The following is a 19,692-nucleotide window of genomic DNA, read 5'->3' as shown; positions in this document are numbered from 1 at the left end:
CCACGGCGAACACGCCCCCAGAGGCGGGAACCGCCAGCTCAAACGCGCGATGTTCCTCTCCGCGTTCGCCGCCCTCCACGATCCCGCCTCCCGCGGCTACTACGACCGCTGCCGAGCCCGAGGCAAAACCCACACCCAAGCCCTCCTCCGCCTCGCCCGCCACCGCATCAGCGTCCTGTTCGCCATGCTCCGCGACGGCACCTTCTACGAACCCAGAACCCCACGCCTCGCTTGACGAAAGACATAGAGGCACTCCCCGTATCCCGTACAGCAGTCGGCCCCGGCGCCAGGAGAGGCGTCGGGGCCGAGGGCTGTGCGTAAGCGGGCCGTCAGGCGGACGAGCAGTTCGGGCAGAGGCCGCGGTACGTCACCTCGACGTCCGAGACCGTGAAGCCGAAGCGCTCGGAGTCCGGCAGGTCGGCCAGCGGGTTGCCGCTCGGGTGCACGTCGCGGATCGCGCCGCAGCCCGCGCAGACCAGGTGGTGGTGCGGCCGGTGCGCGTTGGGGTCGTACCGCTTGGCGCGCTTGTCGGTGCTGACCTCCAGCACCTCGCCCAGCGTGACCAGCTCGCCCAGCGTGTTGTAGACGGTGGCGCGGGAGATCTCCGGCAGCTTGGCCACGGCCCGCGCGTGCACCTCGTCGGCGGTCAGATGTACGTGCTCGCCGTCCAGGACCTCGGCCACGACGCGACGCTGCGCGGTCATGCGCCAGCCGCGTCCCCGCAGCCGTTCCAGAAGGTCACTCATACACACCAGCCTAACAGCAAGGAGAACAGATCCCGAACAAGTGTGACTTTGGAGCCTTACTTGACTTAGACATTGTCCATTGTAGGATCGGGACTGGCTCAGGCCAAGCGACAGGACCGCAGAAAAAGCCGCAGGAGGCGACGTGACCCAGGGGCCGCTCACCACGGAGGCCGGTGCTCCGGTAGCCGACAACCAGAACAGCGAGACCGCGGGCGTCGGCGGCCCGGTTCTCGTCCAGGACCAGCTCCTCCTGGAGAAGCTCGCCCACTTCAACCGGGAGCGGATCCCGGAGCGTGTGGTGCACGCCCGCGGCGCCGGCGCGTACGGCACCTTCACGGTCACCGCCGACGTCACGCGCTACACGCGTGCCAAGTTCCTCTCCGAGGTCGGCAAGGAGACGGAGACCTTCCTCCGCTTCTCCACCGTGGCCGGCAACCTCGGTGCCGCGGACGCCGTCCGTGACCCGCGCGGTTTCGCGCTGAAGTTCTACACCGAGGAGGGCAACTACGACCTCGTCGGCAACAACACCCCGGTGTTCTTCATCAAGGACGCCATCAAGTTCCCCGACTTCATCCACACCCAGAAGCGCGATCCGTACACGGGTTCCACCGAGCCGGACAACGTCTGGGACTTCTGGAGCCTGTCGCCGGAGTCCACGCACCAGGTGACCTGGCTCTTCGGCGACCGCGGCATCCCCGCCTCCTACCGGCACATGGACGGCTTCGGCTCGCACACGTACCAGTGGAACAACGAGGCCGGCGAGGCCTTCTGGGTCAAGTACCACTTCAAGACGGACCAGGGCATCAAGTGCCTGACCGCCGAGGAGGCGGACGTCCTGGCGGGCAAGGACCCCGACTCGCACCAGCGCGACCTGCGCGAGGCGATCGAGCGCGGCGAGTTCCCGTCCTGGACGGTGTACGCGCAGATCATGCCCGTGGCGGACGCGGCGGGCTACCGGTTCAACCCGTTCGACCTGACCAAGGTGTGGCCGCACGCGGACTACCCGCTGATCGAGTTCGGCAAGCTGGAGCTGAACCGCAACCCGGAGAACGTCTTCGCCGAGGTCGAGCAGTCGATCTTCACCCCGGCGAACTTCGTGCCCGGCATCGGCCCCTCCCCGGACAAGATGCTCCAGGGCCGTCTGTTCGCGTACGGCGACGCCCACCGCTACCGCGTCGGCATCAACGCCGCGCACCTGCCGGTGAACCGGCCGCACGCCACCGAGGCGCGCACCCACGCCCGTGACGGCCACCTGTACGACGGCCGCCACAAGGGCGCGAAGAACTACGAGCCGAACAGCTTCGGCGGCCCCTTCCAGACGGACCGCCCGCTGTGGCAGCCCGTCGAGGTGGCGGGTGCCACCGGTGACCACGCGGCTCCCTCGCACGCCGAGGACGACGACTTCGTCCAGGCGGGCAACCTCTACCGGCTGATGACGGAGGAGGAGAAGGACCGGCTGATCGGCAACCTCGCCGGTGCCCTCTCCCAGGTCTCGCGCGAGGACATCGTCGAGCGCGCGATCGGCAACTTCCGTCAGGCCGACGGAGACTTCGGCAAGCGGCTGGAGGCCGCCGTGCAGGCGCTGCGCGGCTGACTCCGGCACTGGACCGTTTGCCGACACCGGCGGGCCGGGTTCCTTCGGGAACCCGGCCCGCCGCCGTGTCCCCGCCGTGAGCCGTGCGCGCTCAGGCGGGCACCCGTGCCGCGGGCTGCCGGGCCGGCGCCCAGCAGCGGATGATGTCGCGGACCGAGACGATGCCGGCCGGTTCGCCGCGCTCCAGGACGATGAGGTGGCGGAAACCGCCGTGCGCCATGGCCCGTGCCGCCTCCTCCACGGTCCACGACGGCGCCGCGAAGACGACGTCGGTGGTGGTGTGGGCGTGCGCGGGCTCGGTGTCCGGACTCTGGCCCAGACCGACGGAGTTGAGGATGTCGCGTTCGGTGAGGATGCCGATGCCGCCGGCGTCGGGGTCGTGGACCACGGCCGCGCCGACGCGGCGGGCCGACATCAGGGCGGCTGCCTGGCGGAGGGTGTGGTCGGGGCCGATGGTGAGGACCACCGTGCTCATGGCGTCGCGGACCAGCAGGGGGACGGGCATGGGATGGAGCCACCTCCTCAAGGAATCCACGCGGGCGCGGCGCCCGGGAGGGGCCGGCAGCGCGTGAGGGTTGGATTCACTTGTTCACAAGTGGGGCTTCCCAGAGTCGCAGGCAAGGCCGCGGTCAACAAGGGGGCGCGCGTGCGGTGCCGGGTGGTGCGGGAGTGCCGGCAGATGCTCAGGTGCGCCGGTTGAGATACCCCAGCATCTCGTCGTGCAGCAGCCCGTTGGACGCCGCCGCGTTCCCGCTGTGCGGGCCGGGCCGCCCGTCCAGACCGGTGAAGGTGCCGCCGGCCTCGGTGACGACGATCGCGTTCGCGGCCATGTCCCACAGCGACAGCTCGGGCTCGGCGCAGAAGTCCACCGAACCCTCGGCCACCATCATGTACGGCCAGAAGTCGCCGTACGCCCGCGTGCGCCACACCTCGCGGGTCAGGCCGAGGAAACCGTCCAGCCGTCCCTGTTCCTCCCAGCCGCTGAGCGAGGAGTACGCGAAGGAGGCGTCCGCGAGCCGGGACACGCGGGAGACCTGGAGCCGGGACGCCTGCGCCAGACTGCGGCCGGCGAACGCGCCGTATCCCTTCGCGGCCCACCAGCGGCGCCCGAGGGCGGGCGCGGAGACGACGCCGACGACCGGCTCGTACCCGCCCTCGCCGGCCTCCATCAGGGAGATCAGCGTGGCCCACACGGGCACACCGCGCACGTAGTTCTTGGTGCCGTCGATCGGGTCGACGACCCAGCGGCGGGGGCCGCTGCCCTCGATGCCGTACTCCTCCCCGAGGACCGCGTCACGGGGGCGGGCGCGCTGCAGCTGACCGCGGATCAGTTCCTCGGCCGCCTTGTCCGCCTCACTGACCGGGGTCATGTCGGGCTTCGTCTCGACCTTGAGGTCGAGCGCCTTGAAGCGGTCCATGGTGGCCGCGTCCGCCGCGTCCGCGAGGACGTGGGCCAGACGCAGATCGTCGAGGTAGTCGGGCATGTACGGAACGGTATCCGTCCGAGGGGAATCCGGGCCACAGGGGGTGCTGAACACCAGGTGGGCACGGCAAGCCGCCGCGGACCCTTGACAGTGCCCGCGCCCGCGTCAAACCTGTCCCCACAGCTGCTCCCCCGGGAGGCGACGATGCCCGCAGCGCGGGAATCCCTGCTGGACGCCGCTCGTTCGGCGCTGGCCCGGCGGCCGTGGTCCGCGGTGCGGATGGTGGACGTGGCCGCGGCGGCCGGCGTGTCGCGGCAGACGCTGTACAACGAGTTCGGCGGCAAGGACGGGCTGGCGCGGGCGCTGGTCAGGAGGGCGGCGGACGGCTGGCTCGCGGGCGCCGAGCGCGCCCTGGACGGTCCCGGCGACCCGGTGCGGCGACTCACCGCGGCCGCCGAGTGGACCGCCTCCGCCGCGCGTGGCGACCCGCTGGTCAAGGCCGTGCTGACCGGCTGCTGGAGCGAACGGCTGCCCTCCCCGGCACGGCCGGCGGCCCCGTCCTGCGGTGGCCTGCCGGCCCAGCGCGCGGCGGACGGCGCGCTGCCCTCGCCCGCCGCCCTCCTCGCCACCGTCCGAGACCGCGCCGTGGCGGCCGTGTGCGCGCCGGGCGCGACGGAGGCGGACCGGGCCGAGCTGGCCGGCGTCTGCGAACTGGTGTTCCGCCTCGCGCTGTCCTGCGTCACGGCCCCGCCCCAGGAGAGGGGGATGGCCGCTCTGGTGCACGTCCTGCTGCACCCCGGCCGGCCCGGCTGAGCGGCACGGGGGCCGGTGTCCGCACCCCGCGGTGGATCTCCCCGGCCCCGCCGACCGGCCGCACCGACCGGCCCCGCCGGCACGGCGGTTCAGTGCGTGGAGCCCGACAGCTGGAGGCCGATCACGCCGAGGATGACGAGGCTGATGGAGACGATCTTCAGGGTCGACACCAGGTCGCCGAGGAAGATCATGCCATAGATCGCGGTGCCCGCCGCGCCGATGCCGGTCCACACCGCGTACGCCGGACCCACGTCGAGTTTGCGCAGGGACAGGGTGAGCAGACCGAAGCTGCCGAGGGCGAAGCAGGCGAAGGCGATGGTCGGCCACAGCCGGGTGAAGCCGTGCGAGAGTTTCAGACAGACGGCGAAGCCGGTCTCGAGCAGTCCCGCGACGATGACCAGCAGCCACGCCATGTGCTGTCCTCCCGTGTGTCCGCGTTCCGTGGCCGCTCCGGCTCGGTGCGATTATGCACTTACCTGCCCACGGGTGCGGCAAACAACGCGGGCGCCCGGCGCCCGGTCAGTCGCCCTCCGTGCGCTCCCGCGTGGCCAGCAGGCGGCGCAGCGAGTACAGCCGGGCGGGATCGGCGTGACCCTCGGCCACCCAGGCGTCCAGCGCGCAGTCCGGCTCGTCGTGACTGCACGCGCGCGGGCAGCCCTCGGTGCCGGGCTCCAGGTCGGGGAAGGCGTGGATGACCCGGGACGGGTCGATGTGGGCGAGCCCGAAGGACCGCACGCCCGGGGTGTCCACGACCCAGCCGTCGCCGCCGGCCAGCGGCAGCGCGAGCGCCGAGGTGGTGGTGTGCCGGCCCCGGCCGGTCACGGCGTTCACGTGCCCCGTCGTCCGCTGCCGCTCGGCGGGGACCAGGGCGTTGACGAGCGTGGTCTTGCCGACGCCGGAGTGCCCCACGAACGCGGTGACCCGGCCGCCCAGATGCGCCCGCACCCGGTCCGCCGCGTCTCCGGCCTCCAGCTCCTCGCGGCTGGTGACGACGTGCGGGATGTCCAGCGCCCCGTACAGCTCCAGGAGCTTGTCCGGCGGCGCGAGGTCCGATTTCGTCATCACCAGGAGCGGGGTGAGCCCCGCGTCGTACGCCGCCACCAGGCAGCGGTCGATCAGCCGGGGGCGCGGCTCGGGGTCGGCGAGCGCGGTGACGATGGCCAGCTGGTCGGCGTTCGCCACCACCACGCGCTCGTAGGGGTCGTCGTCGTCGGCGGTACGGCGCAGCACGGAGGTGCGTTCGCCGATGCGGACGATGCGCGCGAGGGTGTCCTTCTTGCCGGACAGGTCGCCGACGAGGGCCACCTGGTCGCCCACCACGGCGGCCTTGCGGCCCAGTTCGCGTGCTTTCATCGCCATGACCGTGCGGCCGTCGACCAGGCACGTCAGCCGTCCCCGGTCGACGGTGAGCACCATGCCGTCGGCGGCGTCCTCGTGCTTGGGGCGGATGTGCGTACGCGGCCGGTTGCCCCGGCGGTTGGGCCGGGAGCGGATGTCGTCCTCGTCGGTGTGCTTGCCGTAGCGGCGCATGACCTGTTCCCCGTGTCCTACGCCCCGAGCATCCCGGTCCACAGGTCGGGGAAGTCCGGCAGGGTCTTCGCCGTCGTCGCCACGTTCTCGATCTGTACGCCCTCGACCGCCAGGCCGATGATCGCACCGGCCGTCGCCATGCGGTGGTCCTCGTAGGTGTGGAAGACGCCGCCGTGCAGCGGGCGCGGCCGGATGTGCAGGCCGTCGGCCGTCTCCGTGACGTCACCGCCGAGTTCGTTGATCTCCTTGGTGAGGGCGGCCAGCCGGTCGGTCTCGTGCAGCCGCAGGTGGGCCACGCCCCGCAGGGTCGAGGGGGAGTCCGCGACCGCGGCGACCGCGGCGATGCCGGGGGTCAGCTCGCCGACCTCGCCCAGGTCCACGTCGATGCCGTGCACCGTTCCCGAGCCGGTGAACACCAGCCCGTAGTCGGTCAGTTCGCAGGAGCCGCCCATCTCGGTGAAGATCTCCCGCAGCCGGTCGCCCGGCTGCGTGGTCCGCTCCGGCCAGTCCGGGACGACGACCTTGCCGCCGGTCACCAGCGCCGCCGCCAGGAACGGCTGCGCGTTGGACAGGTCCGGCTCGATCGTCAGGTCCCGGCCGAGCAGGGCACCCGGGGTGACACGCCAGACGTTCGGCTCGCCGCCCGACTCCGGGGTGTCCACCTGGGCGCCGACCGCGCGCAGCATGTCCACCGTCATCCGGATGTGCGGCATCGACGGCAGCGTCGACCCGACGTGGCGGACCTCGACGCCCTGGTTGTAGCGCGGCCCGGACAGCAGCAGGGCACTGACGAACTGGGAGGACGAGGAGGCGTCGATCTCGACCGGGCCGCCGTCCAGCGCGCCGCCGCCGTGCACGGTCAGCGGCAGCGCGCCGCGCCCGTCGTCGTCGATCCGGGCACCCAGCGCGCGCAGCGCGTCGATCACGCCGTGCAGCGGACGCTCGTAGGAGCGGGGGTCGCCGTCGAAGCGGATCGGGCCGTCGGCGAGCGCGGCGACCGGCGGCAGGAAGCGCATCACCGTGCCCGCGTTGCCCACGTCGACGGTGGCCGGGCCGTGCAGCCCCGCGGGGATGACCCGCCACGCCTCGCCGGAGCCGCCGGAGCCGGAGGAACTGGAGGACACCGTCTCCTCGATGCCGACGCCCATCGCCCGCAGCGCACCGGCCATCAGCAGGGTGTCCCGGGAGCGCAGCGGGCGGCGCAGCCAGCCCGGCTCGGAGGCCAGGGCGGCCAGCACGAGGGCACGGTTGGTGACCGACTTGGACCCGGGCACGTGGACCGTCGCGTCGACGGCTCCGCTCGCGTGCGGGGCGGGCCAGAGGGCGGTGTGGGCGGGGTTCGGGGCCATGGGCCCACTCTATAAGGAGGGGGTCGCGCCGGCCCTCCTTCCGTGCGCCGGTGCGCGGAGGTGACCTCTACGGCGCCCGCCGGACTCCGGGAGGCGACCGGTGCGGTGCCCGCAGGGCTCCGCGAGGGAACCGGCAGGGCGCCCGCCGGACTCCGGGTGGGCCGGTGCGGTGCCCGCCGGACTCCGCGGACACCGGCCGGTCCCGCCGGTGTCCGCCGCCGGCCGGCCCGGGACCGCCGCGCGGCGGGAGGGTCACACGCCGAGCAGCCAGCGGCCCCCGCCCATCAGCGAGCACAGCGACACCGCGTGGAAGAGGAACAGCCACAGGGCCGCCGGTACGTGCGTCAGCCGGGCCAGCTGGTCCGCGTCCGAGTCCCCGGCGCCCCCGCGCGAGCGCTTGAGCTGGAGTTCGAAGGCCGGACGCACCCCGCCCAGCAGCAGGAACCACACCACCGCGTACGCGAACGCGGCCTGCACCTGCGTCCCGGCCAGCCAGGACACCAGCAGGAACGTGCCGCCGGCGAGGACCACGGTCAGCACGCCGTACGCGTTGCGGATCATCACCAGCATGGCCACCAGCAGTGCCGTGGCCGCCCACAGCAGCAGGGTCACGCGCCCGGCGGCCAGCAGCGCGGCGCCGCCGAGGCCCAGCAGCGGGGGAGCGGTGTAGCCGGAGGCCGCCGTGAGGATCATGCCGAGGCCGTACGGCTTGCCGCGGCTGACGGTGAGGCCGCTGGTGTCGGAGTGCAGCCGTATCCCGGTCAGCGTGCGGCCGGTGAGCAGCGCCACCAGGCCGTGGCCGCCCTCGTGGGCGATGGTGATGGCGTTGCGGGAGACGCGCCACAGGGTGTGCGGGACCACCACGGCGAGGGCGGCGGCCGCGGTGGCCAGCACCACCCACAGGTCGGGTCCCGGCTGGCTGCCGACGAGCCGGTCCCAGAGGCCGGGCAGCGCGACGGAGGCGAGGCTGTCCATGTTTGCGAGCGGCTCCCTCTTGTCGTACGGAGTCTGGCAGTGTGGCACGTATGTGCGGACGGTATGCAGCCAGTCGCGGGGCCGAGGATCTCGCGGGAGTCTTCGAAGTGGAGAGGTGGGAGCCGGAGGAGGCCCTGGAGCCCGACTACAACGTGGCTCCCACCAAGGAGGTCCACGTCGTCCTCGACCGCCCTGTGAAGGACGCGCAGGACGCTCGCCCGGTTCGCCAGCTGCGGAAGCTCAGGTGGGGACTGGTCCCGTCCTGGGCGAAGAACCCGGAGGGCGCCGCCCGGATGATCAACGCCCGCGCGGAGACGGTGCACGAGAAGCCGTCGTACCGCCGCGCCTTCGCCGCCCGGCGCTGCATCGTGCCCGCCGACGGCTACTACGAGTGGGTCACCGGCACCGAGGAGCGGGAGCTGGAGGTCGAGGGGAAGCGGAAACGCCCGCGCAAGCAGCCGTACTTCGTGACGCCGGCGGACGGATCGGTGTTCGCGATGGCGGGGCTGTACGAGTTCTGGCGGGACCGCACGCTGCCCGACGACCATCCGCGGGCCTGGTGGGTGACCTGCTCGGTGATCACCACGGAGGCCGAGCGGGCCCCGCTGGCGGTGGCGCCGGACAGGGGACCGCGGTCGCTGGCCGACATCCACCCCCGGATGCCGCTCATGCTCACCCCCGACCGCTGGGACGCCTGGCTGGACCCGGCCCGCACGGATCCGGAGGACCTGCGGTCCCTGCTGGCCCCGCCGCCCGAGGGGCTGATGCGCGCCTATCCCGTGTCCACGGCGGTGAGCAACGTCCGCAACAACGGCCCCGAGCTGCTGAAGGAACTGGCGGCGCCGGAAGAGGGCACCCTCTTCTGACCCGCCCTCGCGGCCGCCTTCCGGCCTCCTCTTCTGGCATCCTCGGCCAGGTGACCCCTGTGATCCCTGACACCCGTGAGACCGTCGAGACGGAGGCGGGACCGGCCCGCGTCACCTGGCACCTGGCCTCCGGCGCACGCCTCGTCCTCGCCGTCGGCCACGGCGCGGGCGGCGGGATCGAGGCCCGCGACCTCCAGGCTCTCGCGGGCACGCTCCCCGCCCACGGGGTGACGGTCGCGCTCGTCGAGCAGCCCTGGCGGGTGGCCGGGAAGAAGGTGGCGCCCGCGCCGAAGACCCTGGACACCGGCTGGCGCGGCGTCTGGCCCGCGCTCGCCGCCCCGGGACTGCCGGTCGTCTCGGGCGGGCGCAGCGCGGGCGCGCGCGTCGCCTGCCGCACGGCCGCCGCACTGGGCGCGCACGCCGTGCTCGCCCTCGGCTTCCCGCTGCACCCGCCGGGCAGGCCGGAGAAGTCGCGCGCCGCCGAACTGCTCGGCGCCGGCGTGCCCACGCTCGTCGTCCAGGGCGGCAACGACCCCTTCGGAAGGCCGCAGGAGTTCCCCGAGGGCCCCTTCGAGCTGATCACCGTCCCGCACGGCGACCACGGCTTCGCGGTGCCGAGGCGCGCCGAGATCACCCAGGAACAGGCCCTCGGCATCCTCACCGACGGTGTGCTGCGGTGGACCGCGTCACTCGGGTGACGCCCCGGGAATGCGGGCCGTGCGCGCACTGTTGAGCCGGACAGAAGCGCTGGTGCCCCAGTGCCGACGTCATGGGAAAGGGAGTCCGCCGCATGGGTTCGACCATCTGCCCGGCCCGCAGCAGCCGTACTGACCTGGACTGGTCGGTGCTGCACGCGGCCCGGACCGCCCCTATTCGGGCGGCGGGCGGACCGGATCGTCGTCTATCCTCCGAAACGAGTGGGACCGCCTTCGGTCCCACGACGTCGCTTGAGGAGGTGGGTCCGGTTCCCGGTACCGACGCAGGGACCGACAACGGCCAGGCGGAGCTGCCCGAGGGCCAGGGCACGGGTGCGGACGCGCCCGCGGAGTCGACCGCCGCGCGCAGCGCGCGCTTCGAGCGGGACGCCCTGGAGTTCCTGGACCAGATGTACTCGGCGGCGCTGCGCATGACGCGCAACCCGGCCGACGCCGAGGACCTGGTGCAGGAGACGTACGCCAAGGCGTACGCGTCCTTCCACCAGTTCCGCGAGGGCACCAACCTCAAGGCGTGGCTCTACCGGATCCTCACCAACACCTTCATCAACTCCTACCGCAAGAAGCAGCGTGAGCCCCAGCGCAGCGCCGCGGAGGAGATCGAGGACTGGCAGCTCGCCCGTGCCGAGTCGCACATGTCGACGGGTCTGCGCTCCGCGGAGTCGCAGGCGCTCGACCACCTGCCCGACTCGGACGTCAAGGAAGCGCTCCAGGCGATCCCCGAGGAATTCCGCATCGCCGTGTATCTCGCGGACGTAGAGGGCTTTGCGTACAAGGAGATCGCGGACATCATGGGGACACCCATCGGCACGGTGATGTCCCGGCTGCACCGGGGCCGCCGTCAACTGCGCGGCATGCTCGAGGACTACGCCCGCGAGCGGGGACTGGTCCCGGCCGGCGCCGGAGAGTCGAACGAAGCGAAAGGCTCGGGCTCATGAGCTGCGGAGAGCCGCACGAGACGGACTGCAGTGAGGTCCTCGACCACCTGTACGAGTTCCTCGACAGCGAGATGCCGGACGTCGATCGCGACAAGTTCCGGCAGCACTTCGAGGAATGCTCCCCGTGCCTGGAGAAGTACGGCCTGGAGCAGGCCGTGAAGAAGCTGGTCAAGCGGTGCTGCGGCCATGACGACGTCCCCTCGGACCTGCGCGCCAAGGTCATGGGCCGGCTCGACCTGATCCGGTCGGGCGGCCAGCCCGCCACCGGCCGCTCCGTACCGTCCGACCGTGACGTGACCACGGCACCGGTGACTCCCCAGGAGTCCTGAACCTCCGGTTCACCCGTACGTGCTAATGCGCGGGTTATCGGCCCGCGCCCTCCCCTCCTGGCGCCCTAGGCTCGGCCCACTGGCTGTGGACGGGCACGACCGGGAGGGGCGTCATGGAGGCGGTTGCGCCACGCGCCCGCGCGTACGTCACCTGCGTCGCCCTCGGCGCCCTGGTGTGCCTGCTGCCCCTGCCGGTGATGCCGGCGCCCTGGTGGGCGGTGTGCGCGCTCGCCGCGGTCTACGCCGGCTGCGGCCGGCTGCTCGTCCGCCGGCACCTCGCGGGACCCTTCTACCCCGTCCTGCTGGCCGCCGCCTTCCTGCTGCCGCCGCCCGCCGCCGCGCTCGTCCCGCTGCCCGGCGCCCTGCTCACCGCGGCCGGACGGCGCCCCGAGGCCCTGCGCCGCGTCTGGCGGGCGGCGCAGCTCACCCTCGCCGTGTGGGCGGCGGCCCGCGTGCACTGGGAGCTGGGCGGCCGCGACGCGGTCGTCGGCCGCGACTTCCCCTACGCCCTCGTCCCCGCCGGTGCCGCCGTGACGGCGTTCTGCCTGATGCTGACGGTGCTGGACGGGGGCATCCTGCTGCTGGCCGCCGGCGGACCGGCGGGGACGCTGCGGCGGCCGGGGCGGCCGTCGGTGCGCCGCGCCTGGTGCGGCCTGTTCGTCCGCTCGCTCGCGCCGATCGGCGTGCACGGACTGGGCGGCCTGATGATGGCGGTCCTGTGGCGCAGCCCGTACGGGCCGGCCGCGGCCCTGCTCGTCCTGCTGCCCATGTGCGTGTCCTGGTGGGTGTACGCGCAGTACGACCGCGAGCGCGCCGCCCACCGGGCGACCATCCGCGCCCTGGTGCAGGCCGTCGACCTCAAGGACGGGTACACGCGCGGGCACAGCGAACGCGTCGGACAGGCCTCCATGATGATCGCCCGGGAACTGGGCATGGACGACGACCGCGTGGAGGTGCTGCGCTTCGCCGGGATCCTGCACGACGTCGGCAAACTGGGCGTGCCCACCCGGCTGCTGCGCAAGGACGGCCCGCTCACCGCAGAGGAGCGGCGCGTGATCGAACTGCACCCCGAGTACGGGCACGAGATGGTGCGCGGGATCTCCTTCCTGGGCGAGGCCCGGTCGGCGATCCTGCACCACCACGAGCGGCTCGACGGCAGCGGCTACCCCTACGGCCTGCGGGGCGCCCAGATCCCCGAGTGCGCGCGCGTGGTCGCCGTCGCCGACGCGTTCGACGCGATGACGTCCACCCGCTCCTACCGGCGTGCCCGGCCGGTGGGGGCCGCCCTGACGGAACTGGAACGCTGCGCGGGCGCGCAGTTCGACCCGCGCATGGTCGCCGCCCTGGTACGGGCCCTGGACCGGGACGGCTGGCACCCGGAGGTCACCGCCGCGGACGACACCCGGCAGGGCCCGCCCCGCCCGCCGGCCGGCCCGGCCGCGCGCACCGGCCCCGGCACCGCCGCCGGTGACCGCGCGAGCGCCGTCGCGAGTGCCGGCCCGGGCACCGGCACACCGGCGTCCTGATGGTGGTCCTGCGCGCCGCCGCCGTCCTGGTCGCCGCGCTCTGCCTGGCCCTCACCCTGTGGACCGGGCTGCAGGCGCCCGGGACCGCCCTGGCCTTCGGCGCGCTCGTGCTGGCCGGCGAGCTGACCCGGTGGCCCGGCACCGAGGCGGGCGAGGCCGCGCCGCTGGGGGCCGCCGGAGCGCTGTCGTACGCCCTGCTCGGCGAGGACGCCGGCCGGCCCAGCCACCACACCGCCTGCCAGGTGGTCGCCGTGGTGCTCGCCGCCTCGCTCCTGGGCGCCGTGCCGCACATCGCCCGCGGGCGGAGCCGGACCCTCGACCACCTGGTCCGCCGCGTCCTCACCGTCTCCTTCGCCGCCGTCTGCTTCCAACCGCTGTACAACGCCGGTGTGTTCCGGGCATGGGGCGGCACCGCGCACGCGCTGCTGCTGGTCGCCCTCCTCGTGCTCACGTCGCTGTGCGGCGCCGTGCTCGCCGCCGCACAGGCCCACCGGCGCGCCCGGTGGCCGTTCGGCCCGCTGCTGCGCGAGGAACTGCGGGGCCTGCTCGGCATCGGGTCCGCGGTGTGCGCCACAGGCGCGGTGATGGCGCTGGGGGTCGCGGTGGCGGGCCTGTGGGCACTGCCCGTCTTCTGCGTGCCGCTGCTGCTCACCCAGCTCTCCCTGCGGCGGTACGCGTCCGTGCGGGACACCTACCGGCAGACCATCGCCTCGCTGGCCCGCGCCACCGAGGTCGCCGGGTACACCCCGGCCGGGCACGCCCGGCGGGTGGCGGCGCTCAGCCGGGCCGTGGGCCGGGACCTGGGCCTCGCGGAGCCGGAGCTGACCGTGCTGGAGCACGCGGCCCTCATGCACGACATCGGCCAGCTCAGCCTCGTCGACCCGGTGCCCGCGGGCGCCACCGCGGGACTGCCCGCCGCCGAGCGGCGGCGGATCGCGCTGCTGGGCGGCGCCGTGGTCCGGCAGACCGGGGTGGACCGGGAGGTCGCGGTGGTGGTGGAGCGGCAGGCCGACCCGTGCGCGGAGCAGCCGCTGTCCGCGCGGATCGTCCGGGCCGTGAACGCCTACGACGAGAAGGTGCGCGACGCCGGGCCCGGCGGTTCGCTGAAGGCGCTGGAGGAGCTGCGGCTGGCCACCGCGGGCGAGTACGCCGCCGAGGTGGTGGAATCCCTGGCCCGGGTCCTGGCCCGGGGGGATTGTCTGACTCCCCCCGCTGTGGGGTAACCCATGGGTAATGAGCGCCCCTCAAGCCGTACGTGGTTGGATGCGAAGGAAAGGGTGTCCGGGGGCAGAGCCAGCCCATACGACGGAACTGGCAGGCGGGAATCGTGAGGATCTTCGGCAAGGGACGGCACCGGCCCTCCGCCTCCTGGCGGCAGGCCACCGACCGCGCGTTCACCCTGATCGGCGACGGCCGGTACGAGGACGCGGGCGCGCTGCTGACGCGCGCCGCCGATCTGGAGCCCTGGCTTTCGGAGTCCTGGTTCAACCTCGCGCTGCTGCACAAGTTCCGGCACGACTGGGAACAGGCGCGGGCGGCGGGCCTGCGGGCCGTGGCCCTGCTGGAGAAGGAGACCGGGGCGCCGGACTGGTGGAACGTCGGCATCGCGGCCACCGCGCTGCAGGACTGGCCGTTGGCCCGCCGGGCGTGGCAGGCGTACGGCCTGAAGGTGCCCGGGGACGCGGCCGCCGCCGGTGAACCGGTCGGCATGGAGCTGGGCAGCGCGGCCGTGCGGCTGTCGCCGGAGGGCGAGGCCGAGGTGGTGTGGGGCCGGCGGCTGGACCCGGCCCGGATCGAGGTGCTGTCGATCCCGCTGCCCTCCTCCGGGCGGCGCTGGGGCGAGGTCGTGCTGCACGACGGCGTGCCCCACGGCGAGCGGACCACTGCCGCCGGGCACAGCTTCCCCGTCTTCGACGAGATCGAACTGTGGGCGCCCTCACCGGTGCCCACCTGGGTGGTCCTGCTGGAGGCCGCCACCGAGGCCGACCGGGACGCGCTGGAGCAGCTGGCCGCGGACGCCGGGTTCGCCGCCGAGGACTGGTCGTCCTCGGTCCGGCTGCTGTGCCGCACGTGCTCGGAGTCGCGGATGCCCTCCGACGAGGGCGACGGCGTGCACCTGGACCCGCACGACCACAGCGAGCCGGGGCACCCCGGGCCGCTGGGCCACCGCACCGACGGGCAGCTGTGGGTGCCGGAGCGGGAGTGCGGGGTGGCCGCCCCGGCCTCGCTGGTGCGCGGACTGCTGGACGGGTGGGTCGCCGACAGCCCCGATTCCCGTGACTGGCGGGACCTCGAAGAGGTCTGCTGAAGCGGGGCCCGTGCCGGTCCCCGTAGGCTGTACGGGCAGAACTTCTCAGGCTTGCAGGAAGGCGTACGTCGGTCATGGCGCAGCAGGACACCGATCAGCAGCAGGCGGGCGTGCTCCCGGTCGACGACGAGGGCTATGTCGTCGACACGGAGGACTGCGAGGCGCGCGAGGCGGCCTGGCGCGAGCGGGGCACCTCCCGGCCGATCACGGTGGTCGGCAACCCGGTGCTGCACAAGGAGTGCAGGGACGTCACCGAGTTCGGTGACGAGCTGCAGCAGCTGGTCGCGGACATGTTCGCCAGCCAGCGCACCGCCGAGGGCGTGGGTCTGGCCGCCAACCAGATCGGCGTCGGCCTCAAGGTCTTCGTCTACGACTGCCCCGACGACGAGGGCGTGCGGCACGTGGGCGTCGTCTGCAACCCGCGCCTCGTCGAGCTGCCCGCGGACCGGCGCCGCCTGGACGACAGCAACGAGGGCTGCCTGTCCGTGCCCACCGCCTACGCGCCGCTCGCCCGCCCCGACTACGCCGAGGTGACCGGCCAGGACGAGCGGGGCAACCCCGTCAAGGTGCGCGGCACCGGCTACTTCGCACGCTGTTTGCAGCACGAGACCGACCACCTCTACGGCTACCTCTACATCGACCGGCTCTCCAAGCGGGAGCGCAAGGACGCGCTGCGGCAGATGGCCGAGAACGAGCCGCGCTACCCCGTGGTCGCCAACGACTGAGCACCCCTGGCCGCTCCAGGGCCGCCCCCGGCACCGCCGGGCGCGCCCGGCGCGCGCACGGCGCCCGTCCGCACACCGGCCGGGCGCCGTCTTTGTGTTCATGGCACGGCCACTCACCCGGTCGGGTCTTTGTGCTCTGCGCAACTGTTGAATCAGAATCAGTCACACAAGGGGATATTCTCCGCATCCCAGCCGACGAGTGGGCCAAATCCGTTCCCAGGACGGTCAGTTGTGGTGCTGAATGGGAGTACGGGGATGCGTGACGGCGTGCGCCGGGCACAGCGAAGGGGCGGGCGCCACTGGCGGCTGAGAGGGGTTGTTCGTGCCAGCTTTCCCATACAGCACCACATCGACGTCCACATCCACACCGACAGCGGTCGCGGTGCCACCGGCACTCGCTCTTCCGGTGATCGAAGCGGCGTTTCCCAGGAAGTTGCACGCCTATTGGCCCGAACTCCAGGAGAAGACCCGCGGTTGGCTGCTCGAAAAGCGGCTCATGCCGGCGGACAAGGTGGAGCAGCACGCCGACGGCCTGCGCTACACCGACCTGATGGCCGGGTACTACCTCGGCGCCCCGGATGAGGTGCTGCAGGCCATCGCGGACTACAGCGCCTGGTTCTTCCTCTGGGACGACCGGCACGACCGTGACATCGTCCACGGCCGTCCCGTCGCCTGGCGCAGGCTGCGAAGGGCGCTGCACACGGCGCTCGACGCCCCGCAGGAACACCTGCACCACCCGGACGCGCTGGTGGCGGGGTTCGCGGACAGCGTGCTGCGGCTGTACTCGTTCCTGCCGGGCACCTGGAACGCCCGCTTCGCCCGGCACTTCCACGCGGTGATCGACGCGTACGACCGGGAGTTCCACAACCGCGGCGAGGGCGTCGTGCCCCCGGTCGAGGAGTACCTGGCCCTGCGCCGGCTCACCTTCGCCCACTGGATCTGGACGGACCTGCTGGAGCCGAGCGCGGGACGTGAACTCCCGGACGCCGTCCGGAAGAATCCCGCCTACCGGCGTCCGGCCCTGCTGAGCCAGGAATTCGCCGCCTGGTACAACGACCTGTGCTCCCTGCCGAAGGAAATAGCGGGTGACGAGGTGCACAACCTCGGGATAAGTCTCGTCAAACACGAAGGGCTGAGTCTCGAGGAGGGGATCGCGGAAATCCGCCGTCGTGTCGAGGAATGCATAGCAGAATTCCTTGTCGCGGAACAGGAAGCATTGCGTTTCGCCGACGGCCTTGCGGACGGGACGGTACGCGGAAAAGAACTGAGTTCCACCGTGCGGGCCTGCGTCGGCAATATGCGCAACTGGTTCAGCTCCGTCTACTGGTTCCACCACGAGTCCGGCCGGTACATGGTCGACAGCTGGGACGACCGGTCCACGCCCCCCTACGTCAACAACGAAGCGGCAGGTGAGAAATGACCGTCGAGTCGGTGAAGCCCGAGGACAGGTCGCGGACGGGCGGGCCACGGCGTGAACCGCCCCTGGCCGGCGGCGCGGTCCCGCTCCTGGGCCACGGCCTGCGGCTGGCACGCGACCCGCTGGCCTTCCTGAGCCGGCTGCGCGAGCACGGCGACGTCGTCCGTCTCAGGCTCGGCCCGAAGACGGTGTACGCCGTCACCGCGCCCGCCCTCACCGGGGCCCTGGCGCTCAGCCCCGACTACATCATCGCGGGCCCCCTGTGGGAGTCCCTGGAGAGTCTGCTCGGCAAGGAGGGCGTGGCCACCGCCAACGGCCCGCTCCACCGCCGCCAGCGGCGCACCATCCAGCCCGCCTTCCGGCTCGACGTCATCCCCGAGTACGGGCCGATCATGACCGAGGAGGCGCACGCCCTGGTGGAGCGCTGGCGCTCGGGCGAGGTGCTCGACGTGACCGCGGAGTCCTTCCGCGTCGCCGTGCGCGTCGCCGCCCGGTGCCTGATGCGCGGCAGCTACATGGACGCCCGCGCCGACCGCATCTGCGCCGCGCTGGCCACGCTGTTCAGCGGCATGTACCAGCGCATGGTCGTGCCGCTCGGACCCCTTTACAAGGTCCCGCTCGCCGGGAACCGGGAATTCAACCGCGCATTGGCCGATTTGCATCTCCTGGTCGACGAGATCGTCGCCGACCGCCGGGCAAGCGGTCAAAAACCGGACGATTTGCTGACGGCTTTGCTGGAGGCGAAGGACGAGAATGGCGAGCCTATTGGGGAGCAGGAGATCCACGATCAGGTCATCGCGATACTCACCCCGGGCAGCGAAACCGTCGGATCCATGATCATGTCGCTGCTTCTCGTCCTCACCGAGCACCCGCACCTCGGTGACAAGATCCGCGACGAGGTGAAAACGGTGGTGGGCGACCGCCCCGTCACATTCGACGACGTCCGAAAACTGAGGTACACGGCGAATGTCGTCGTGGAGACAATGCGGCTCTATCCCGCCGTCTGGATTCTGACCCGCCGGACGGTCGCCGACACCGAGCTGGGCGGCTACACCATTCCGGCGGGCGCGGACGTCATCTACAGCCCGTACGCCATCCAGCGCGACCCCCGCTCCTTCGGCCGGCACGAGGAGTTCGACCCCGACCGCTGGCTCCCGGAGCGGTCCGCCGAGGTCCCCAAGTACGCGATGAGCCCGTTCAGCGTGGGCAACCGCAAGTGCCCCAGCGACCACTTCTCGATGGCCGAACTCACGCTGCTCACCGCCGCGATCGCCGGCGCCTACCGCTTCGAGCAGGCGCCCGGCTCCGACCCGAGGCCCCGTATCGGGATCACGCTGCGCCCGCGCCGCCTGCTGCTGCGGGCCCTGCCCCGCTGACCGGCGGCCCGTCTGCCGGCGCGCGTTCAGGCGGCCTCGGGGCCCCTGAACGCGCGCCGGTAGGCGTTCGGCGTGGTGCCCAGGGCGCGGACGAACTGGTGCCGCAGCGCCGCCGCGGTGCCGAACCCGGCCCGGTCCGCGATCGCGTCCATCGTCTCTTCCGTCGCCTCCAGCAGGCCCTGCGCCAGCAGCACCCGCTGGCGCAGGAGCCAGCGGTACGGGGTGGTGCCCGTCTCCTGCTGGAAGCGGCGGGCGAAGGTGCGCGGCGACATGTGGGCGCGGGCGGCGAGCTGCTCCACGGTGACCTCCTCGCCCAGGTGCCGCTCCATCCACACCAGCACCTCGCCCACCGTGTCGCACCGGGACCTCGGCAGCGGACGCTCGATGTACTGCGCCTGGCCGCCGTCCCGGTGCGGGGGCACCACCATCCGCCGGGCGATCTTGTTGGCGACCTCCGGGCCCTGCTCCTTGCGCACCAGGTGCAGGCAGGCGTCGATACCGGCGGCCGTGCCGGCCGAGGTGATCACCGGGTCCTCGTCGACGTAGAGCACGTCCGGCTCGACGGTGGCGTGCGGGTACTGCCGGGACAGCTCCGCCGCGTGGTGCCAGTGCACCGCGCAGCGCCGCCCCTGAAGCAGCCCGGCCGCGCCCAGCACGAACACCCCCGAGCACACGCTCAGCACCCGCGTGCCCCGGTCCACGGCCCGGCGCAGAGCGGCCAGCAGCTCGGGCGGGTACACGCGGGTGGCGAAGTCGTTCCCGGCGGGCACGGCGATCAGGTCGGCCTCGTCGAGCCGGTCGAGCCCGTACGGGGTGGTGACGCTCAGCCCGCCGACATGGGTGCCGAGCGACGGTCCCTCGGCGGAGACCACCGCGAAGTCGTACACCGGCAGTCCGTCGTCGCTGCGGTCGATGCCGAAGACCTCGCACACCACACCCAGCTCGAAGGGATGTACACCGTCCAGCAGGACGGCCGCCACGTTCTGCAACATGCCGCCAGTGTGCCTCGGAAGTGGCAGGAATTTGAAGGTCTACGGCAGTCCTGCCACTCACGGTCACGAGT

20 protein-coding genes and 1 pseudogene are annotated in these 19,692 nt (G+C 72.6%); 13 read left to right on the top strand and 8 right to left on the bottom strand.

The window, feature by feature from the left end; all coding sequences use genetic code 11:
- A pseudogene (locus ABZ719_RS11270) lies at positions 1-235 on the top strand (IS110 family transposase); the annotation flags it as partial.
- A gap of 94 nt (positions 236-329) precedes the next feature.
- Here ABZ719_RS11270 and ABZ719_RS11265 read toward each other — a convergent pair.
- Complete coding sequence (locus ABZ719_RS11265; RefSeq protein WP_037851986.1) at positions 330-746, bottom strand: Fur family transcriptional regulator; 417 nt, start codon at positions 744-746, stop codon at positions 330-332.
- A 142-nt stretch (positions 747-888) separates the two neighbouring features.
- On the opposite strand from ABZ719_RS11265, the gene ABZ719_RS11260 reads away from it, so the two are divergent.
- Positions 889-2,340 (top strand): catalase, encoded by a 1,452-nt coding sequence (locus tag ABZ719_RS11260; protein ID WP_366724941.1) that lies wholly within the window; start codon positions 889-891, stop codon positions 2,338-2,340.
- A gap of 91 nt (positions 2,341-2,431) precedes the next feature.
- Here ABZ719_RS11260 and ABZ719_RS11255 read toward each other — a convergent pair whose 3' ends face one another.
- Positions 2,432-2,833, bottom strand: coding sequence for a CBS domain-containing protein (locus tag ABZ719_RS11255; protein ID WP_366724953.1), 402 nt, complete (start codon positions 2,831-2,833; stop codon positions 2,432-2,434).
- A gap of 190 nt (positions 2,834-3,023) precedes the next feature.
- On the bottom strand, positions 3,024-3,824 hold the full coding sequence (gene hisN, locus ABZ719_RS11250; RefSeq protein WP_366724940.1) for a histidinol-phosphatase: 801 nt from the start codon (positions 3,822-3,824) through the stop codon (positions 3,024-3,026).
- A 144-nt stretch (positions 3,825-3,968) separates the two neighbouring features.
- On the opposite strand from hisN, the gene ABZ719_RS11245 reads away from it, so the two are divergent.
- Complete coding sequence (locus ABZ719_RS11245) at positions 3,969-4,577, top strand: helix-turn-helix domain-containing protein (RefSeq protein WP_366724939.1); 609 nt, start codon at positions 3,969-3,971, stop codon at positions 4,575-4,577.
- An 89-nt stretch (positions 4,578-4,666) separates the two neighbouring features.
- Here ABZ719_RS11245 and ABZ719_RS11240 read toward each other — a convergent pair whose 3' ends face one another.
- The 4 genes from ABZ719_RS11240 to ABZ719_RS11225 form a co-directional block, all read right to left on the bottom strand.
- A complete protein-coding gene (locus tag ABZ719_RS11240) occupies positions 4,667-4,990 on the bottom strand; it encodes a multidrug efflux SMR transporter (protein ID WP_366724938.1) in 324 nt (107 codons plus the stop codon).
- 106 nt (positions 4,991-5,096) lie between these two features.
- Positions 5,097-6,107, bottom strand: a complete 1,011-nt coding sequence (gene rsgA / locus ABZ719_RS11235; RefSeq protein WP_366724937.1) for a ribosome small subunit-dependent GTPase A — start codon at positions 6,105-6,107, stop codon at positions 5,097-5,099.
- A 17-nt stretch (positions 6,108-6,124) separates the two neighbouring features.
- Positions 6,125-7,456 (bottom strand): 3-phosphoshikimate 1-carboxyvinyltransferase, encoded by a 1,332-nt coding sequence (gene aroA, locus ABZ719_RS11230; RefSeq protein ID WP_366724936.1) that lies wholly within the window; start codon positions 7,454-7,456, stop codon positions 6,125-6,127.
- 252 nt (positions 7,457-7,708) lie between these two features.
- A complete protein-coding gene (locus ABZ719_RS11225) occupies positions 7,709-8,431 on the bottom strand; it encodes a M50 family metallopeptidase (RefSeq protein ID WP_366724935.1) in 723 nt (240 codons plus the stop codon).
- Positions 8,432-8,481: 50 nt separating this feature from the next.
- Between ABZ719_RS11225 and ABZ719_RS11220 the strand changes: the two genes are divergently transcribed.
- The 10 genes from ABZ719_RS11220 (at position 8,482) to ABZ719_RS11175 (ending at position 18,629) form a co-directional block, all read left to right on the top strand.
- Positions 8,482-9,297: an SOS response-associated peptidase gene (locus tag ABZ719_RS11220; RefSeq protein WP_366724934.1), complete on the top strand. Its 816-nt coding sequence runs from the start codon at positions 8,482-8,484 to the stop codon at positions 9,295-9,297.
- Between the two features lie 59 nt (positions 9,298-9,356).
- Complete coding sequence (locus tag ABZ719_RS11215; RefSeq protein WP_366724951.1) at positions 9,357-9,995, top strand: alpha/beta family hydrolase; 639 nt, start codon at positions 9,357-9,359, stop codon at positions 9,993-9,995.
- Positions 9,996-10,252: 257 nt separating this feature from the next.
- Complete coding sequence (gene sigR / locus ABZ719_RS11210; RefSeq protein WP_366724933.1) at positions 10,253-10,948, top strand: RNA polymerase sigma factor SigR; 696 nt, start codon at positions 10,253-10,255, stop codon at positions 10,946-10,948.
- Entirely contained in the window at positions 10,945-11,277 is a 333-nt protein-coding gene (gene rsrA, locus ABZ719_RS11205) for a mycothiol system anti-sigma-R factor (protein ID WP_366724932.1), read from the top strand. The genes sigR and rsrA overlap by 4 nt, the downstream gene beginning before the upstream one ends.
- 113 nt (positions 11,278-11,390) lie before the next feature.
- The gene (locus ABZ719_RS11200; protein ID WP_366724931.1) at positions 11,391-12,803 is read left to right on the top strand and encodes an HD-GYP domain-containing protein; all 1,413 of its coding nucleotides are present in this window, start codon (positions 11,391-11,393) and stop codon (positions 12,801-12,803) included.
- A complete protein-coding gene (locus ABZ719_RS11195; protein ID WP_366724930.1) occupies positions 12,803-14,026 on the top strand; it encodes an HD domain-containing protein in 1,224 nt (407 codons plus the stop codon). The genes ABZ719_RS11200 and ABZ719_RS11195 overlap by 1 nt, the downstream gene beginning before the upstream one ends.
- 104 nt (positions 14,027-14,130) lie before the next feature.
- Positions 14,131-15,111 carry a hypothetical protein gene (locus tag ABZ719_RS11190; protein WP_366724929.1) on the top strand — a complete coding sequence of 327 codons (981 nt, stop codon included), beginning with the start codon at positions 14,131-14,133 and terminating at the stop codon, positions 15,109-15,111.
- A gap of 74 nt (positions 15,112-15,185) precedes the next feature.
- The gene (gene def / locus ABZ719_RS11185) at positions 15,186-15,836 is read left to right on the top strand and encodes a peptide deformylase (protein WP_366724928.1); all 651 of its coding nucleotides are present in this window, start codon (positions 15,186-15,188) and stop codon (positions 15,834-15,836) included.
- 322 nt (positions 15,837-16,158) lie between these two features.
- Positions 16,159-17,256 carry an epi-isozizaene synthase gene (gene cyc1 / locus ABZ719_RS11180; protein ID WP_366724927.1) on the top strand — a complete coding sequence of 366 codons (1,098 nt, stop codon included), beginning with the start codon at positions 16,159-16,161 and terminating at the stop codon, positions 17,254-17,256.
- Complete coding sequence (locus tag ABZ719_RS11175; protein WP_366724926.1) at positions 17,253-18,629, top strand: cytochrome P450; 1,377 nt, start codon at positions 17,253-17,255, stop codon at positions 18,627-18,629. Before cyc1 ends, ABZ719_RS11175 begins: the two co-directional genes overlap by 4 nt.
- Before the next feature lie 26 nt (positions 18,630-18,655).
- On the opposite strand, the gene ABZ719_RS11170 is transcribed toward ABZ719_RS11175, so the two are convergent.
- A complete protein-coding gene (locus tag ABZ719_RS11170; RefSeq protein WP_366724925.1) occupies positions 18,656-19,621 on the bottom strand; it encodes a helix-turn-helix domain-containing protein in 966 nt (321 codons plus the stop codon).
- Positions 19,622-19,692: the final 71 nt, after the last annotated feature.

The sequence above is a fragment of the Streptomyces sp. NPDC006743 genome (genome assembly GCF_040703815.1).
Taxonomy (GTDB): domain Bacteria; phylum Actinomycetota; class Actinomycetes; order Streptomycetales; family Streptomycetaceae; genus Streptomyces.
Note: the sequence above shows the minus strand (reverse complement) of the source record. Positions and strands in the feature narration are given on the sequence as shown.

Coding starts and splice junctions, on each gene's coding strand:
- ABZ719_RS11225 (WP_366724935.1), bottom strand. CDS start 8,431: ATGGACAGCCTCGCCTCCGTCGCGCTGCCCGGCCTCTGGGACCGGCTC.
- ABZ719_RS11240 (WP_366724938.1), bottom strand. CDS start 4,990: ATGGCGTGGCTGCTGGTCATCGTCGCGGGACTGCTCGAGACCGGCTTC.
- ABZ719_RS11170 (WP_366724925.1), bottom strand. CDS start 19,621: ATGTTGCAGAACGTGGCGGCCGTCCTGCTGGACGGTGTACATCCCTTC.
- ABZ719_RS11245 (WP_366724939.1), top strand. CDS start 3,969: ATGCCCGCAGCGCGGGAATCCCTGCTGGACGCCGCTCGTTCGGCGCTG.
- ABZ719_RS11200 (WP_366724931.1), top strand. CDS start 11,391: ATGGAGGCGGTTGCGCCACGCGCCCGCGCGTACGTCACCTGCGTCGCC.
- rsrA (WP_366724932.1), top strand. CDS start 10,945: ATGAGCTGCGGAGAGCCGCACGAGACGGACTGCAGTGAGGTCCTCGAC.
- ABZ719_RS11265 (WP_037851986.1), bottom strand. CDS start 746: ATGAGTGACCTTCTGGAACGGCTGCGGGGACGCGGCTGGCGCATGACC.
- ABZ719_RS11220 (WP_366724934.1), top strand. CDS start 8,482: ATGTGCGGACGGTATGCAGCCAGTCGCGGGGCCGAGGATCTCGCGGGA.
- hisN (WP_366724940.1), bottom strand. CDS start 3,824: ATGCCCGACTACCTCGACGATCTGCGTCTGGCCCACGTCCTCGCGGAC.
- aroA (WP_366724936.1), bottom strand. CDS start 7,456: ATGGCCCCGAACCCCGCCCACACCGCCCTCTGGCCCGCCCCGCACGCG.
- ABZ719_RS11195 (WP_366724930.1), top strand. CDS start 12,803: ATGGTGGTCCTGCGCGCCGCCGCCGTCCTGGTCGCCGCGCTCTGCCTG.
- ABZ719_RS11175 (WP_366724926.1), top strand. CDS start 17,253: ATGACCGTCGAGTCGGTGAAGCCCGAGGACAGGTCGCGGACGGGCGGG.
- rsgA (WP_366724937.1), bottom strand. CDS start 6,107: ATGCGCCGCTACGGCAAGCACACCGACGAGGACGACATCCGCTCCCGG.
- def (WP_366724928.1), top strand. CDS start 15,186: ATGGCGCAGCAGGACACCGATCAGCAGCAGGCGGGCGTGCTCCCGGTC.